Below are 16,203 nucleotides of genomic sequence, written 5' to 3' on the forward strand. Positions count from 1 at the left end.
GCAAACATTGATGTTTATGGCCTATTTAGATTATTATAAAATTCTGGGAATTGATAAATCTGCATCTCAGGATGATATCAAAAAGGCGTATCGGAAATTAGCTCGCAAATATCATCCGGATGTGAACCCTGGAGATAAAGAAGCGGAAAAAAAATTTAAAGACATTAATGAAGCGAATGAAGTGTTGAGCAATCCTGAAAATCGTACAAAGTATGATAAATATGGAGAGCATTGGAAACATAGTGAAGAATATGAAAAAGCTCAACAAAAACGGAAACAGAGTGGAAATTCTGGAGTAGAAGATTTTGGCGGAAGCTATAGTTTTGGACAAGGTGAAGATTTTTCAGATTTTTTCCAAAGCATGTTTGGTAGAAGTTCACGAGGAAGTACTTCAGGAAAATTTAAAGGTCAGGATATTCATGCTGAATTGAATCTGAAATTAAAAGATGCAGCAACAACACATCAGCAAACTTTTGAGATCAATGGAAAAAAAGTACGAATTACTGTTCCGGCAGGTGTTTATGACGGACAGCAAATCAAATTGAAAGGACATGGAAATCCGGGTTTTAATAGTGGTCCAAATGGAGACTTGTTTATTACATTTAGTATTATACCAGATCCGCAGTTTGAAAGGATTGGTGACGATTTGAGAACCAAAATTCCTATTGATTTGTATACTTCGGTTTTAGGAGGTGAAGTTCATATAAAAACTCTGGATGGAGATGTAAAACTGAAAGTAAAACCGGAAACACAAAACGGAACAACGGTACGACTGAAGGGAAAAGGTTTTCCTGTATATAAAAAGGAAGGGCAATTTGGAGATTTGTTTGTAGTGTATGAAGTGAAAATTCCGACAGATCTTTCTGAAAAGCAAAAGCAGCTTTTTGAACAACTTAAAAATTCCTGATAATGAAGGAGAGGATTTCACTGGAAAAACTAGCACAACTATATAATATTGAGCTTCATTTTTTTGATGAGCTTGAAGAATATGGTCTTCTGAAAATGGAAACAGAAAATGACATGAAGTATCTTTTTTATGAAGATCTTTCCGATTTTGAACGTTTTGTAAGTTGGCATTATGACTTAGATGTTAATTTGCCGGGTTTGCAGGTAATTCAAGATATGGTAAATAAACTGAAATATTTGCAAAATGAGAATAGGATATTGATTAAATTAATTAAATATAATTTATAAAATCATAATAATAATGGGTATTTAAAGCTATTTAAATTTTAATATAAAAATATTTTTGATTTTTTTTTAAAAATTCAAAACTTCTTCATAACTTTATATCAAGAGATATTGAAGTAATGTGAAGAATTTTATTTTAATATTATGGTTCACTATATCTGCGCTTTTTTCGTTAGCTGGTGCGCAGACATGCTTTTTTTCGGCAACGGCTACAGATAATTTAGGAAATGAGAATCCTTATATTGATTGTAACTATCCGTTGCTCAATAATCAAAATTGTCTAAATCTGACAGTAAATTATACCAAAATATTTTCTACCAATACCTATAATGTAACTTCCGAAACATATCAACCGTATATTCCATTCAATCAGGGAACTTCTCTCAATGCTAATTTTGATGATCTTTTTCCTAAAAAAGTAGAACTGCCTTTCACTTTTTGTTTTTTTGGAAATTCTTATGATGAAGTTATTATTGGTTCTAATGGTCTCATTACATTTGATTCTCTGCAATTGGGTAATGTGAGTTATCCTAATATTCAAGCAAGTAATCCAAGTCCGTTGCTTCCAGGGAATTCTGTATTTGGTGCTTTGCATGATTTGGTTTTTTCATCAAATGATGATTCTGAGATTTATTATTCGGTGATCGGAACTGCACCATGTAGAAAATTTGTAGTAAATTTCTATAAAGGCAGACATGTAGGATGTGCAAATGAAACTTCCACTTCACAGATCGTTCTGAATGAGGGAACTAATATTATTGAAGTTTTTATAGAAAATAAACCTCTTCCTTGTCCTACCGCAAAATTCAAAGAGGCATTGATTGGTATTATGAATGATGCCGGAACTTTAGGATACTCACCACCGGGAAGAAATACAGGAATCTGGAGTACAAATAATGAAGCATGGAAATTTTCTCCTTCCGGAAATGAAATTATACCTCAATTTCAGTGGTTGAATAGCGAAAATACAATCATAGGAACTACTCGTACTATACAGGTTTGTCCTAATGAAAATACTACATATAAAGTAAAAGTATTGTATCCTGTTTGTGGTTCAAAAATTCTTGAACTTTCTGATGATATTCCAATTACTTTTGCTCCTGATTTTCCTTTGGCTAAAAGTTTTGTACACTATTTTTGTACGTCTTCGGGAAATCCACAGAATGTGAATCTTATGGATTATGTTTCTAAACTGACTCCACAAAATCCTTCCAATCTCAGCTTTAGTTTTCATGCATCACTTTTGGATGCGGAATCGGGAGCTAATAGTTTACCTTTTAATCAGATTATTTCTGCTAATTCTATATTTTATGTAAGAGTTCAGAATCCTTCAGATGCAGATTGTTTCAGAACTTCAACACTTGAATTTAAATTTATTTCTGATGCACTTCTTACCAATGTGGCTCAAATTTGTGACCTGAATGCTGATGGTATAGAAAATAATTATAATCTTAGTCTTTTTAATTCTCAGATTTTGAGTCCAGGATTTACAGGTCAAATTATATATTATCTTTCTCAAAGTGATGCTCAAAATAATATTAATGCGGTTACTCAAGCAAATATTACAGCAGCTACACAGCTTTGGGTTAGGCTTAATATTAATGATTGTTCAGAAGTATTGGGCCCAATCTCAATAAATATGACGGCAGGTCCAGTTGTAAATACTCCAGTTGATTATGAGATTAATATTTGCGATATAAAAAGTGACGGAACCGAGCCGTATTCTTTTACAGATGTTAATATTTTAATTTCTACGGATCCTAATTTGATTTTTGAATATTATGCAACTTTTCAGCAAGCATATCAAGGAACCGGAGATCAATTAAGTACTGTACATGAAGGACAATATTCTATTTTTGTGAGAGTGGAGTTTCCGGGAGGAGGATGTTTCTCAATTGCTGAAGTAAAGCTAAATGTAAAATTTGAAAAGATAGTAGCCAGCGATAAAACTGTTTATATATGCTTTGACGGAACTGAGGATAAAACTTTTGATATCAGTGTGCTTTCCCAAGGAATGTTAATAGATCCTCTAACTGGAATTACGCAAACTTATTACGACAATTACTATAATGCAGATTCTGGAAGTCCCATATTTTATATTCCTGTAGTACAGACAATAACAGATGATGGAAACTTTGTTTCCAAAACATTTTGGATTCGTTTTGAAAATGATAAAGGGTGTTATGCACTTCGAAAACTTATTGTAGCTTTAGTGCATCCTGCTCCTGCAAAAACAGACCATAAAGCCTGTGATAAAAATAATGATGGAACTCAGCTTGTAGATTTGTCCATCTTTAATTCGGATATTATTGGAACTCAAATTGCTACTGTGAAATATTTTTATACACAAAGTGATGCACAGAATAATGTAAATCCGATTGTGAACCCTATTACAATTACCAATCCGGTTACACTTTATATCCGTATGGAATCTTTTGGTTGTGTGGAAGTATATGCTATTAAAGTTGGATTAACACCAGTTCCTGTAATTGATCCAAATATTTCTGCCAATCAACAAAATATTTGTGATAATAACGCTGATGGAACTGAGCCTTTTGATTTGACATCCCTTCAATCAGAGATTTATTCCGGAACAGATCCTGTTGCTTTTTCTTTTTATACTAATTATAATGCGACTACAGAAACACTTACCGGCTTAATTAATAATCCCACAAATTATTTAGTAGGAACTAATTCTACAGTATATGCACAGGTAAAATTTTCTTCAGGAGGTTGCTTCTCTGTTTCTACTATTACGATTCATAATCAGTTTCTTCCGGCTATTAATCTCAATGATGATGCAACATTGAAGAAATGTGACTATGATTTCAATTTGTATGAAACATTTAACCTTAATGAAGCAACTCCACAGCTTTTTGTTCAATCCGAAAATACAATGTTGCTTTCGGATATGACAATCACTTATTATAGAACAGAGACAGATGCTAATCTCGGATTGCCTGCTGCACAAATCAGTTCAACACAGGTTACAGAAGTTTCGGATATATATGTATGGGCAAGATTTCAATCTAATACTTACGGATGTTTTTCTGTGGCTTCAATCAGATTGAGAACTTATCTTCCTCCAAAAGCAATAGTTTCTACCATTACAGTTTGTGATAGTAATTTAGACTCTGCGTATGAAGTGAATTTACCCGATTATATTTCTCAGATGGTAGACATTCCGAACCCTGAAAATATTTTTAGTTTTTATTTAAACCAAAATGACGCTTTAAATGCCCAAAATGCTATTCCAAATCCTGAAAATTATGAAGCTAATCCGTTTCCTTCTACACTTTGGGTAAGAATAGAAATTATTCCCGGATGTTTTGATGTGGCACCAATCAATATTATTTTCGGAACAAAAGCAAATGTTGTAAATCCAGGCCCTTTCGAAATTAATGATGAATGTGATGAAGGAAATGATAATACTGAGAAGGTAGATCTCACCCAATTTGAAAATGAAATTTTACCGGGTGCTACATTTGAATATTATCCAACACTTTCTGATTTAAATGAAGGAACTAATCTAATTACCAATCCGTCCAACTATAGTTTTACAAATACGGGAGAAAATACAATTTATGTAAAAGTAATAGTTTCTGGCTTTTGTCCAAATTTGGTGAAAATTCATATTACACTGAAACCAACTCCAATGTTTTCTTTACCGGATTATTATTATTGTCCATATAATGGCGATGTGGATATACAGCCGGATTTTTCGGGGTTGAATATTGTCACTTATGAATGGAAAAATCCTTCCGGAGAAATAATTTCCACAGCAAACGAACTTTTGGATGTCAATGTAAGCGGTACATATAGCATTTCGGTTGTTGCTTCCAATGGTTGTACTTTTTCCACTACTTTTGATGTTTTGACATACGAAGTTCCTATAATTACAGAGCTTATTCCGAGTGGAAATTCTTATACAGTGATTGCAACAGGAAGTCATACCATTTTATATTCTATTGATGGTATCAATTGGCAATACTCTAATGTATTTAATAATCTGCAACCGGGGATTGTTACATTCTATGTAAAATTTGAAGGAGAAGATTGTTTAGGACTTACTAAGCAGGGATTGATTTTGAATGTCCGAAATGCATTCACACCAAATGCAGATGGCTACAATGATATTTGGCATATTGATGATCTTAAAGTTTTTGGAGGAGTACCTGTAAAAATTCAGATTTATGATGAATATGGTAGTAAAGTTTTTGAACAGGAAACTACTTCCAGAATTGAATGGAACGGATTCATGGGTGGAAGAAAACTGGGAACAACTTCCTATTGGTATGTATTAAGTCTTCCTGACGGTAGAACTTTTAAAGGATGGATTGTTTTGAAAAACAGAAATTAATTCAGATAATGTGATCAAAAAATAGTTGGTGATTTTTCACCAACTATTTTTTTGAACTATAAAACTTTAATTTAAATAATCCATTGGTCATTAATGATGCCAATTAGATAATATTTCCCTTGGAATTCTTCAAAAACAAAGCTCAAAGTATCCCAATCCAATTCTTTAGATGTTTTTACACCGGGAACAAAATTTACAGTAATATCAGAATTGGGATATATTTTTCTGGAATTATCCGGTGAATTTCCATAGCTGACTTTTCCGTTGAGATTGTATTTGGATTGAGAAAAATCTTTTTTCCATACCCAATTACTTAGGTAATTTGAAATAGTTTCGGTGTATATTTCATTATTTCCTTTTTTTTCACCCCAGATAAATTTTATATTGGTAGGAATGAATTTTAAAAATTCTGACTTGGAAAAGTGTTTGTTGTAAGATGGATTGGTAAAAGCATACATCGAGAAGGTAATACCTTTTTCCGGATGGATGTAACTGGCAAATTTTTGATAATTACGATTTTTTAGAAATACCAAAAGGTTATCGTTCATCGTCTTTAAAGTTTCCTCTTTGCTGATCTCGGGAATCTTTTCTTTGGCTCCAATATAGGCTAATGTTTTTTCGGAAGGCGGGTTTTCATTTGGGTTACAGCCTAACAATGCCCAAATAGAAAATAAAGGCACTAAATTTTTCATATCATTTCTTTCTATACCAAATTTAGTGAAATTTTTTTTATGAAAAAATATTATCCCAGTTAAATTTACGTTAAATCTACTTTATGTATATATTCAGTATTTTTGTGCTATGGAAGTTTTAGATATTCTTATTGTAGGAGGCGGACCAATCGGTCTGAACTGCGCTCTTGAAGCTCAAAAAAATAATCTTTCTTATTTGATTGTTGAAAAAGGAACTATCGTCAATTCGCTATACAACTATCCTTTGTACATGAGATTTTTCTCTACTGCCGAAAAATTGGAAATTGCAAACATCCCTTTTATTTCCACTGCACCAAAACCGGGAAGACAAGAAGCTCTGGAATATTATCAGGGAATTGCAAGGCAGCGAGAGATCCATATCCATCTTTATGAAAAAGTAATTGGTATTTCCGGAAAAAATGATGTCTTTACAATAGAAACTTCTAAATCTGTATATTTTGCTAAAAACGTAGTTATCGCAACAGGATTTTATGATATTCCTAATCTTATCAATGTTCCCGGAGAAAATTTGCCGAAAGTGAGGCATTATTATACGGAACCCTATCCTTATTCAAAACAGAAAATTGTAGTAGTAGGTTCTAGTAATTCTGCTGTGGATGCAGCTTTGGAAACATACAGAAAAGGAGCGGAAGTAACCATGATTATTAAAAATGATACAATTTCCGACAGTGTAAAATATTGGGTAAAACCGGATATTGAAAACAGAATAAAAGAGGGAAGTATAAGAGCATATTTCAATTCTGAAATTGTAGAAATCAAGGAAGATTCTGTAGTTTTTAGAGACGAAAAAGGAGAAATTCTGGAAATTGAAAATGATTTTGTACTGGCTATGACAGGCTATCTTCCGGATTTTGATTTTCTAAAAAATTCCGAAATTGAACTGAATGGAGAAAATTTAAATCCTACCTATGATCCGGAAACAATGGAAACCAACATTTCCGGTTTATATTTGGCAGGTGTAGTTTGTGGCGGAAAAGACACACATCTATGGTTTATTGAAAATTCCAGAATTCATGCGGAAAAGATTATAAATCATATTTTGAGAAAGGGAAATTAGGGTTGATTATTTTTTCTCTTTCAGAGATTGGATTTCCGCTTTCAGAAGTTCGATCTGCTCTTTGAGTATATTGATATATTCTTGCTGGTTTTCCAACATAAAATCTGGAATATTATAGAAATAATTGTTACTTCCCACATAATTTCCTGATTGGTTATCATAATTATTTATTACTTGTTGAGCAGGAATATTATCATCTTTAATATCTTTTACCTCTACTTCCAATAATTTAGCTATACGTTCCCACTCTTCGTCGCGAATTTCCACTTCGCCTTTTTCTTTACGAAGATATTGAGTCTGACTTATATTGAGATGTTCTGCCATATCGTGCTGCGAAAATTTTTTAATTTTTCTTGCTTTGATGAGTTTTTCCTTTATCATACAATATTTTTTTATATCTGAAATAAAATTTGATCTTAAAATAACCAAATAATAGAAATGCAAATATAAAATTATTCAAATAAATTCGAATAATTTTTGTTTTGAACAATATGAATTAAATATTTACGTTTGTAGTAAATATTTTCGAAAATACTTTGACATTAAAACAATCATTAACAATTTAAAATTCAACAAAATGAAAACATTAAAAGGAATGAAGAAGAATTTTTCTTCTTTGGAAAACAAAAAACTAGGAGATTTAAAATCTATCCAAGGTGGAGTTGTAGGAGGAAGTGCTAGCTCAGTGGGATCCAATGCGTATGGTCCTGGGTCAGATATAGACTATTATAGTGACGCTTCAGGCTCTTGGAAGTGGGTAGGACGAGTGGTTGGCGGTGTGTAATTGAAAAGACCGTCGATACTACTGCTGGCGTTTGTCTGGGCAGGAGATTGAGTTTCCCCTAGTTACATAAGTTATAAATTAAAAGAAAAAGGGTGTAAAAGCCCTTTTTCATACGTTTTTGTTTTATCTCCAATTGTTTTTTTAAAATTTTATTTTTTGTATCATTAAGTTCCTTTTATTTAGTTCAGAGTATGTCTATTCTCTATGAAGTAAAATATCATCCAGATATAAAAAAGATCATTTTTTGACTATTATGACATTGGATATAGATAAAAGTAAATCAATATTTAGAGAAAATAACGAACTAAAAGCCGATTCTGTAAAAATAAATAACGGTAAAAGTGTTTGCTTCGTTGAGTTTAAATATAGCTTTCAATCCCATTAGCTAGAACTTCGCTGATACTTTTTCTGTTATCACAAACTTTAAACAAAACTTTTTTCAAATGAAATTTATAATATTTTTTCTTGAAATTTCTACCTTTTGCTTCTCACAAAAATTTAGTTTTATTTACGAAACAAAATACAAACTAAATTCAGAAAAAACAGATGAAGTTTATTCCAAGAAGATGATTTTGGATTTAAAAAATAATGTTTCAATTTTTAGAGATTCACTAGACAAAAAAAACGATTCAATAAAGTTGAATAATGGAAACGGAAGGTATAATATGGGTGTTGAAAATAAATTCTATGTCAAAAAGAATCTTGCTCAAAAAAAAATTGAAAAAGTAATAACTTATTTGGAAAGAGATTATCTTCTTCCCATTGAGGAAATATTAGATTGGAAAATAACTCCCGAACAAAAAATGATTGGAAAATATAAATCTCAAAAAGCAGAAACCAGATATGGAGGAAGAAACTGGATTGCTTGGTTTACTACAGAATTACCTTTTGCAGATGGTCCATATATTTTCAATGGTTTACCTGGATTGATTATTTCTATTCAAGATTCGAACAATGAATATTCATTTAATTTGATAGAAGTCAAAAAAGGCGGGAATATTTTTGACGCACGTGCAAAAACAATAAAAATTGATTGGAAAAAATATGAAGCACTTGCAAAATCATATTTTAATGATCCATTTAATATAAATTCAAGAGGGTGGAAAACAGCTACATTTATCGACACGAATGGTAATAAAACGGATATTTCTATAATGAATAAAGAACTACAAAATAATATTTTACAAGAAAACAATCCAATTGAATTAAATCATAAAATAAATTATAATTGAAATAACCACACTAAAGATGATTTTAATTATTTCGGAAAAAAAAGAAATTACGACAACAGAAGTTATGAAATGGCTATTTCGTTTTGATAAAAAATTTATTCTTATTCATGAAGAAGAAACATTTGAAATAAAAATGAAAGACTCTAAGATTTTTCTCGAAAGTGAAAAAAATCAATTCTTTTTGGATGAAATTACTAGTGTTTGGTACAGAAGAGGTGGACTAAAATTTAAACGGTTTTATTACGAAAATGAGGGAGTAAATATTCACATGAATGAAACTCAATATTGGTTAGAAGAATATGTGATGCACATTTTAGAATCAAAAAAACATCTTAACAAACAATCTAAATCACATGTTAATAAATTATTAGTTTTAGATAAGGCAAAAAAAGTAGGTTTAGATGTGCCAGAGTATTATCTATCAAATAACACACAAAATGTTAAATTGAGAAAAACCATTACAAAACCAATCGCTGGAAACCCAACGCTAGAGTCTATTGCAAAAGATACTAACGGGGTATTATATACTGCGATTGTGGATGAATATATAAAAAATGATTTTTTTATTTCTTTTTTTCAAGAAAAAATTGAGAAAGATTTTGAAATCAGAACATTTTATTTTAATGGAAAATGTTGGTCTTTTGCAATATTTTCCCAAAATGATGAGCAAACTAAAGTTGATTCTAGAAAATATAATAATGAAGTGCCTAATAGAAATGTTAGGTATAATCTGCCAAAAAGTATTGAAGAAAATATTCGTTTATTAATGCTTTCTTTAGACTTAAATTGTGGTTCTTTAGATTTTATCAAGAGTGGAGATAGATATTATTTTTTAGAAGTAAATCCAGTTGGACAATTTTTACAACTTTCATCTATTTGTAATTATTCATTGGAAAAAGAGATAGCGACATATCTATGAAAAATATGTTTGAAGAAAAAAATAATTTGCCTCTTACTTTCAAATATATGGAAGTCATAAGGACAAAAAGAATTAGAGCTTCGAGAAACAAAGTAATTTACTATGTTAAGTCTAAAAAATATCAAACCGATTTTCATGTAAGAGAAAAACCTTTAAAGCATTTAGTAAGATTATTTTGAAAATATGAGCTTATATAAAATTTTTAATTATCTGTTTATAATTTTATCAACTATAAATTTCTGTACATCCCATAATAAAGCACAGTCTACTACTTTTTTGTATCAACTCAGCTACAAACACAAAACAAACGCTGATAAAGTTGAAAATATAACCTTTTATCTCGATGTTATGAAAGGAGAATCTGTCTTTCGATCACAGCAATTAAAATCTTCTGATTCATTAGCTATCAAAGGACTTATAGGTGGAGTTGATATGCAATATAATAATAAGCAACTATATTTATATAAAAATTTCGAAGAAAATAAAATTCTTAAATATGTGTTTGTTCCACTTATAAACAATGGAGTTTATACTATTCCAATAACTGAAAAATTGGATTGGAAGATATCTGAAGAAAGCAACGTTATAGGAATTTATAAATGTCAAAAAGCAACTACAGAATATGGTGGAAGAATATGGGAAGCATGGTTTACAAATGAAATTCCTATCCAAGATGGTCCTTATGTATTTCATGGTTTGCCAGGATTAATTGTAGAAATTCATGACAGTATCAATGATTATTCTTTTCAGTTAGCACAAATTAGAAAATTTGAATGGAAGAGTTTGTATTTTGCAAAACCTCAAAAGACTATTACTTGGGAAGAATTTCAAAAACTACAAAAAGATTTTTATGCAGATCCTTTTTCAAATATCAAAAGATCTAGTATTACCCAATATGATGAAAGTGGAAATGTTATTAAAACGGATTTTAAAGAAATGATTGAAGAAATTCGAAATAGGATACTTGAAATGAATAATCCTCTGGAATTAAATTATAAGATTGATTATAAAAAATAAAAAATTTTATTTTTTGCTATTATAATATTGATTTTATCCCCAAAAAACATTTAAAAAAAATAATCAATGACCTATTTCAATTTATTCAGCAACATTTTCATTACAAAAGGAAAAACTAGAATTCTTATTTCCGATCTTCAAAGAAATGCTTCTGAACTAATGCCTTTGGAACTATCAGATTTCATAGAAGAATTGAAAACCGACTCTATTGAAAATGTTCTTGATTTTTATGATGATGAATCTAAGAAAATTGCACAAGAATATCTGGATTTCCTTTTGGAAAAAGAATATGGTTTTATTACGGAAAACGAATGGGATAGAAATTTTCCGCCTCTCTCTCTTGAATACCACGATTATTCTCATGCATCTAATATTTTTATTGAGCTAAATGATATTTCTATTTTAGAAAAACTAATTGTTCCTATTGAAAATCTTGCGATTAAGCATTTGGTTATTTATAGTAAAATAAATTTTTCAATTGAAGATTTTATAAAAATAGAAGCATATTTTGAGACATCAGTTTTATCAGGAATTGAAATTTTCTTACCCTTTCATGATAAGATTGATAAAGAATTTATACAAAATGTGGATTCTAAAGCCTTGAGAATTTATAATTTGGTTTTTTATAATTGTGGAAAAAAACCTTTTAGAGTAAGAGATGAATTTCGATTTACAGTTAATTTTGTCAAAGAACAAATACAGATAAATTCTTGTGGAAAGGTTGATTTAAAATACTTCAATACCAACCTCCCCAAAGTTTTAGAAGCCATCAATCACAACTCCTGCCTACACAAAAAAATTGGGATTGACATCAACGGCAATATTAAAAATTGTCCTGCAATGCCTCAAAGTTTTGGTAATATAAAAGATACAACATTAGAAGAAGCTCTCAATCATAAAGATTTTAAAAAATATTGGAACATCACCAAAGACCAAATAGAAGTTTGCAAAGATTGTGAATTCCGTTATATCTGTACCGATTGCAGAGCGTATGTAGAAAATCCTGACAATGAATTATCCAAACCTCTAAAATGTGGCTACAATCCTTACACAGGAGAATGGGAAGAATGGAGCAAAAATCCCCTGAAACAAAAAGCAATACAAAAGTATGGAATGTCACATTAAAGCTGAAATTTATTAAAAAAGAAGAGAAAAATTAAAAACTTTCCAATTAAACATCATTGCTTTCTTTCTCCTTCAACATCCACGGAATAATAAAATAAAATCCGATTGCGGCTAAAGTCATGACAATTCCGGTTCCGATCCATAAAATAACAAATCCATAATTTTCAGCAATTAGAGTTCCGATATAAGGTGTGATGATAAACGATAGCGAAAAAGCCATCCCTAAAAGTCCCATATAAACTCCCTTGTTATGAGTTCCGGAACGTTTTGCCGTTACTGTTGCCATGAAAGGAAGTGTCCAGATTTCTCCCACACAAATAATAGTCATAGATATTACAAGTGTAGGTAAAGAATAATTAAATCCCATCATTGCAAATGCAATTCCGCAAAGAACAGTTCCCAGAAAAAGCGTGAACTTCAAGCCAAATTTTTTCTCTGCAATTTGTACCAAAAGCATTTCCAATACTACAATGATGATTCCGCTATACGCAAGCAAATAGCCAATTTTCTGTTGCGAAAGATGAGCTTCTTCTTTATAAAAAATAGGAAGCGTATTCATAAACTGAAAAAAGCAAATGGAGAAAATCATGCAGAAAACACAAAATAAAATGAATTTATAATCTTTGTACGGAGATTCGGTTTTTGGTTCACTGTTGTTTTTAGGGTTTTCTTTATTTTGATAGTTTCTTTTTCTAAAAAATTGGATGTAAGTAATTCCTGCAAAAAAAGCAGCCGTTGCATTGGTATAAAACAAAAAATCGTATGAAATAGCCGACAGAATACCGCCCAAAGCAGGACCTATAGAAAATCCGAGATTTACTGCCATTCTGTTCAAAGAAAAAGCACGGGTAATATTTCCCGATTTTGCATATTTGGTGATGGCTACCGAATTGGCAGGTCGAAATGCTTCACTTACAGTACTTTGTAAAAGAATAATTAAAGCCAAACCAACTTCTGTTTTAAAAAGTGGAATCAAACAAAATAAAGGAACACTCAACAATAAACTGAAAGTCTGGACTTTAAATTCCCCAATTTTATCCGTAATCATCCCTCCAAGCCAAGAACCGATTACAGAGCCAATTCCGAAAAAACTTAGAACAAGTCCTGCATTTTTGATGCTGAAATGTAAATGATCTGTCATGTAAACACCTAAAAATGGTAAAACCATTGAACCGGATCTGTTAATAAGCATCACCAAAGCGAGCATCCAGCTTTCTGCCGAAAGTCCTTTGAATGAATCTATATAGATTTTTAAAATTTTCATTTTATTTTTTATTAATTGGAGCGGGCTTTAGCCCGCTTCGGATTATGTTGAATTAAGGTTTTAGCCAAATTCAATATTTTTATATAAAAAAAACAGAGCCTATAAAATAAGCCCTGTCTGAAATAGTTAATTACTATTATTTTTTACTCTGGCTTATAAGAGTCTTTTAACGTTACAGTTCTGTTGAATACCGCTTTATCAGCAGAAGAATCCTGATCTTTAGTGAAATAACCAATTCTTTGGAACTGAAGCGGTTCGCCAACTTTTACATCATTGATTCCCGGTTCTGCATAAGCAGTAATGGTTTTTAAAGAATTCGGATTTACAAATTCTAAAAAGTCGGTTTCTTTTTCAGCATCAGGTTGTTCTACCGTAAAAAGTTTTTCATAAACGCGAACTTCCACAGGAACAGCATGGTTTGCAGAAACCCAGTGAAGAGTTCCTTTTACTTTTCTCAAACTTTCTTCAGTTCCGCTTCCAGATTTGCTTTTTTCATCGTAAGTAGCAAAAATAGTGGTGATATTTCCGTTTTCATCTTTTTCCACTCTTTCTGCTTTGATGATGTAGCCGGATTTCAACCGTACTTCTCCTCCAAGTTTCAGTCTGAAGAATTTTTTATCTGCATCTTCCTTGAAGTCTTCTCTTTCAATATACAATTCACGGGAAAAAGGAACTTGCCTTGTTCCTGAGTTTTCATCTTCCGGATTATTTTCTGTTTCCAGCCATTCTTCTTTCGCTTCCGGATAGTTTTCGATTATTAATTTTACAGGATCTACAACCACCATCATTCTTTTGGAAACTTTGTTCAGATCTTCACGAACACAGAATTCCAAAAGTTGGATATCAATAAGATTTTCTCTTTTTGCAACCCCTACTTTTTCAATAAAATTTCTGATGGAAGCAGGAGTATATCCTTTTCTTCTCATTCCTGAAATGGTTGGCATTCTCGGATCGTCCCAACCTGTTACTGCATTTTCGGCAACCAATCTTTGCAATTTTCTTTTGGATGTAATCATGTAGGATACATTCATCCTTGCAAATTCGCGTTGTTTTGGTTTCACCTTATTTTCATCATAAACCTGATCGAGATACCAATTGTACAAAGGTCTGTGGTTTTCAAATTCTAAAGAACATAATGAATGCGAAACTTGCTCCAAATAATCACTTTCACCATGAGCCCAATCGTACATCGGATAGATTTTCCAAGTTGTTCCGGTTCTGTGATGAGGTCTTTTCAAAATTCTGTACATTACAGGATCACGCATATTCATGTTCGGAGAGGTCATGTCAATTTTTGCTCGAAGCGACATTGCCCCTTCTTCGAATTCACCGTTTTTCATTTTTTCAAAAAGATCGAGAGACTCTTCAGTTGGGCGATTTCTGTATGGAGATTCTATTCCAGGTTCTGTAGGATTTTTTCTTTGTTCTGTAATTGCTTCGGAAGATTGTTCGTCTACATACGCTTTTCCTTCTTTAATCATCTGAACGGCCCATTCATAAAGCTGCTGGAAATAATCGGATGCATACAATTCTTTATCCCATTTAAAACCGAGCCATTCCACATCTTTCTTGATGGAATCTACAAATTCCTGTTCTTCTTTTTCAGGATTTGTATCATCAAAACGAAGATTTACGGGAGCTCCATATTTTTCTCCCAAACCAAAATTGATGCAGATTGCTTTTGTATGGCCAACATGAAGATAACCATTAGGTTCCGGCGGAAATCTGAAACGGATCTTGTTTCTTTCCAGACCATTAGCTAAATCCTCTTCAATAATTTGCTCAATAAAATTCAGTGATTTTTTTTCTTCTTCCATTTTCTTTCACAAATGAGGTGCAAATTTAGTAAAAAAGCGTAGATATTAGATAAACAGATTTTTTTATTATTTTTAAGGAACATAAAATACACAATTTATGGAAAAGAAAAAATTCATTTTGTTTTTAGTATTGGTATTTCCGCTGTTTTGTTTTTCCCAATTAAATATAGGTGGCAAAATAAGAATGATTGATATCAAACTCCAAAAAAATGAAGCAGATAGAATAAACAACTCTATAGAAGGAGATAAAAAAGCCGATTACAGCAATATACAATTTACTGAAATAGATAAGGATGAAATGTCTGTTACTATTGTTAATCCTTATGATGTGAAAATTCGTTTTGCTTATTCCAATTCGAATGTGATGCAAATTGTGGAAATGAAGCCATATTCTGTATGGAGTGGATTTGCTTATGACAATTGGGAAAATTTCATCATTGCTACTAATGGAAAACAGCGCGCCTATTCTTTAAAAACGAATTTCTGTTATACTATTTTCTGGGACAAAAGTTTAGGTGTATGGAATGTAAAGTCTTTGAAATGTGATGTTTATAAAAACTAAGAATCTGTTTGATTATAAATAAAAAGCAACCTTGAAAAAAAGAAGGCTGCTTTTTAACTTACGCGTTTATGGGAGAGTGTCTGTTTATAACCCTAAGGTTGTTTGTTGTTTTGGCGTTAGATTATAAGAAATTCCTATAAAAGCTCCTATTTTAAAGTTTTT

The 16,203-nt window shown here is 31.4% G+C and carries 14 protein-coding genes; 10 read left to right on the plus strand and 4 right to left on the minus strand.

The window, feature by feature from the left end; genetic code table 11:
* Positions 1-16: 16 nt before the first annotated feature.
* The 3 genes from AC2A1C_RS06040 to AC2A1C_RS06050 all read left to right on the plus strand — a co-directional run bounded on the left by AC2A1C_RS06040 (position 17) and on the right by AC2A1C_RS06050 (position 5,551).
* Entirely contained in the window at positions 17-907 is an 891-nt protein-coding gene (locus AC2A1C_RS06040; protein ID WP_484024356.1) for a DnaJ C-terminal domain-containing protein, read from the plus strand.
* Positions 908-909: 2 nt separating this feature from the next.
* The gene (locus AC2A1C_RS06045; protein ID WP_484024358.1) at positions 910-1,194 is read left to right on the plus strand and encodes a chaperone modulator CbpM; all 285 of its coding nucleotides are present in this window, start codon (positions 910-912) and stop codon (positions 1,192-1,194) included.
* 118 nt (positions 1,195-1,312) lie between these two features.
* Positions 1,313-5,551: a T9SS type B sorting domain-containing protein gene (locus AC2A1C_RS06050; RefSeq protein ID WP_484024360.1), complete on the plus strand. Its 4,239-nt coding sequence runs from the start codon at positions 1,313-1,315 to the stop codon at positions 5,549-5,551.
* Between the two features lie 71 nt (positions 5,552-5,622).
* Here the strand turns inward: AC2A1C_RS06050 and AC2A1C_RS06055 are convergent, their stop codons facing one another.
* On the minus strand, positions 5,623-6,243 hold the full coding sequence (locus AC2A1C_RS06055; protein ID WP_484024362.1) for a hypothetical protein: 621 nt from the start codon (positions 6,241-6,243) through the stop codon (positions 5,623-5,625).
* 109 nt (positions 6,244-6,352) lie between these two features.
* Between AC2A1C_RS06055 and AC2A1C_RS06060 the strand changes: the two genes are divergently transcribed.
* Positions 6,353-7,321, plus strand: a complete 969-nt coding sequence (locus tag AC2A1C_RS06060; protein WP_484024364.1) for a YpdA family putative bacillithiol disulfide reductase — start codon at positions 6,353-6,355, stop codon at positions 7,319-7,321.
* A 6-nt stretch (positions 7,322-7,327) separates the two neighbouring features.
* Here AC2A1C_RS06060 and AC2A1C_RS06065 read toward each other — a convergent pair whose 3' ends face one another.
* Positions 7,328-7,702 (minus strand): helix-turn-helix transcriptional regulator, encoded by a 375-nt coding sequence (locus AC2A1C_RS06065; RefSeq protein WP_484024366.1) that lies wholly within the window; start codon positions 7,700-7,702, stop codon positions 7,328-7,330.
* A 196-nt stretch (positions 7,703-7,898) separates the two neighbouring features.
* Here AC2A1C_RS06065 and AC2A1C_RS06070 point away from each other — a divergent pair, with 196 nt between their 5' ends.
* From AC2A1C_RS06070 to gwsS, 5 genes are all read left to right on the plus strand, one after another.
* On the plus strand, positions 7,899-8,105 hold the full coding sequence (locus tag AC2A1C_RS06070) for a TIGR04139 family peptide modification target (RefSeq protein ID WP_484024368.1): 207 nt from the start codon (positions 7,899-7,901) through the stop codon (positions 8,103-8,105).
* A 443-nt stretch (positions 8,106-8,548) separates the two neighbouring features.
* Positions 8,549-9,337: a GLPGLI family protein gene (locus AC2A1C_RS06075; RefSeq protein ID WP_484024370.1), complete on the plus strand. Its 789-nt coding sequence runs from the start codon at positions 8,549-8,551 to the stop codon at positions 9,335-9,337.
* A 16-nt stretch (positions 9,338-9,353) separates the two neighbouring features.
* Positions 9,354-10,256: a grasp-with-spasm system ATP-grasp peptide maturase gene (gene gwsG, locus AC2A1C_RS06080; protein ID WP_484024372.1), complete on the plus strand. Its 903-nt coding sequence runs from the start codon at positions 9,354-9,356 to the stop codon at positions 10,254-10,256.
* Between the two features lie 183 nt (positions 10,257-10,439).
* Positions 10,440-11,273, plus strand: a complete 834-nt coding sequence (locus AC2A1C_RS06085) for a GLPGLI family protein (RefSeq protein WP_484024374.1) — start codon at positions 10,440-10,442, stop codon at positions 11,271-11,273.
* 66 nt (positions 11,274-11,339) lie between these two features.
* Positions 11,340-12,398 (plus strand): grasp-with-spasm system SPASM domain peptide maturase, encoded by a 1,059-nt coding sequence (gwsS, locus tag AC2A1C_RS06090; protein ID WP_484024376.1) that lies wholly within the window; start codon positions 11,340-11,342, stop codon positions 12,396-12,398.
* A gap of 46 nt (positions 12,399-12,444) precedes the next feature.
* Here gwsS and AC2A1C_RS06095 read toward each other — a convergent pair whose 3' ends face one another.
* Both AC2A1C_RS06095 and AC2A1C_RS06100 read right to left on the minus strand, forming a co-directional pair.
* Positions 12,445-13,662, minus strand: coding sequence for an MDR family MFS transporter (locus AC2A1C_RS06095; protein ID WP_484024378.1), 1,218 nt, complete (start codon positions 13,660-13,662; stop codon positions 12,445-12,447).
* Between the two features lie 143 nt (positions 13,663-13,805).
* A complete protein-coding gene (locus AC2A1C_RS06100) occupies positions 13,806-15,479 on the minus strand; it encodes a glutamine--tRNA ligase/YqeY domain fusion protein (protein ID WP_484024380.1) in 1,674 nt (557 codons plus the stop codon).
* 97 nt (positions 15,480-15,576) lie between these two features.
* Here AC2A1C_RS06100 and AC2A1C_RS06105 point away from each other — a divergent pair, with 97 nt between their 5' ends.
* Entirely contained in the window at positions 15,577-16,041 is a 465-nt protein-coding gene (locus tag AC2A1C_RS06105; protein ID WP_484024382.1) for a hypothetical protein, read from the plus strand.
* Positions 16,042-16,203: the final 162 nt, after the last annotated feature.

It is taken from the genome of Chryseobacterium sp. HNCC26DJ241, assembly GCF_057180505.1.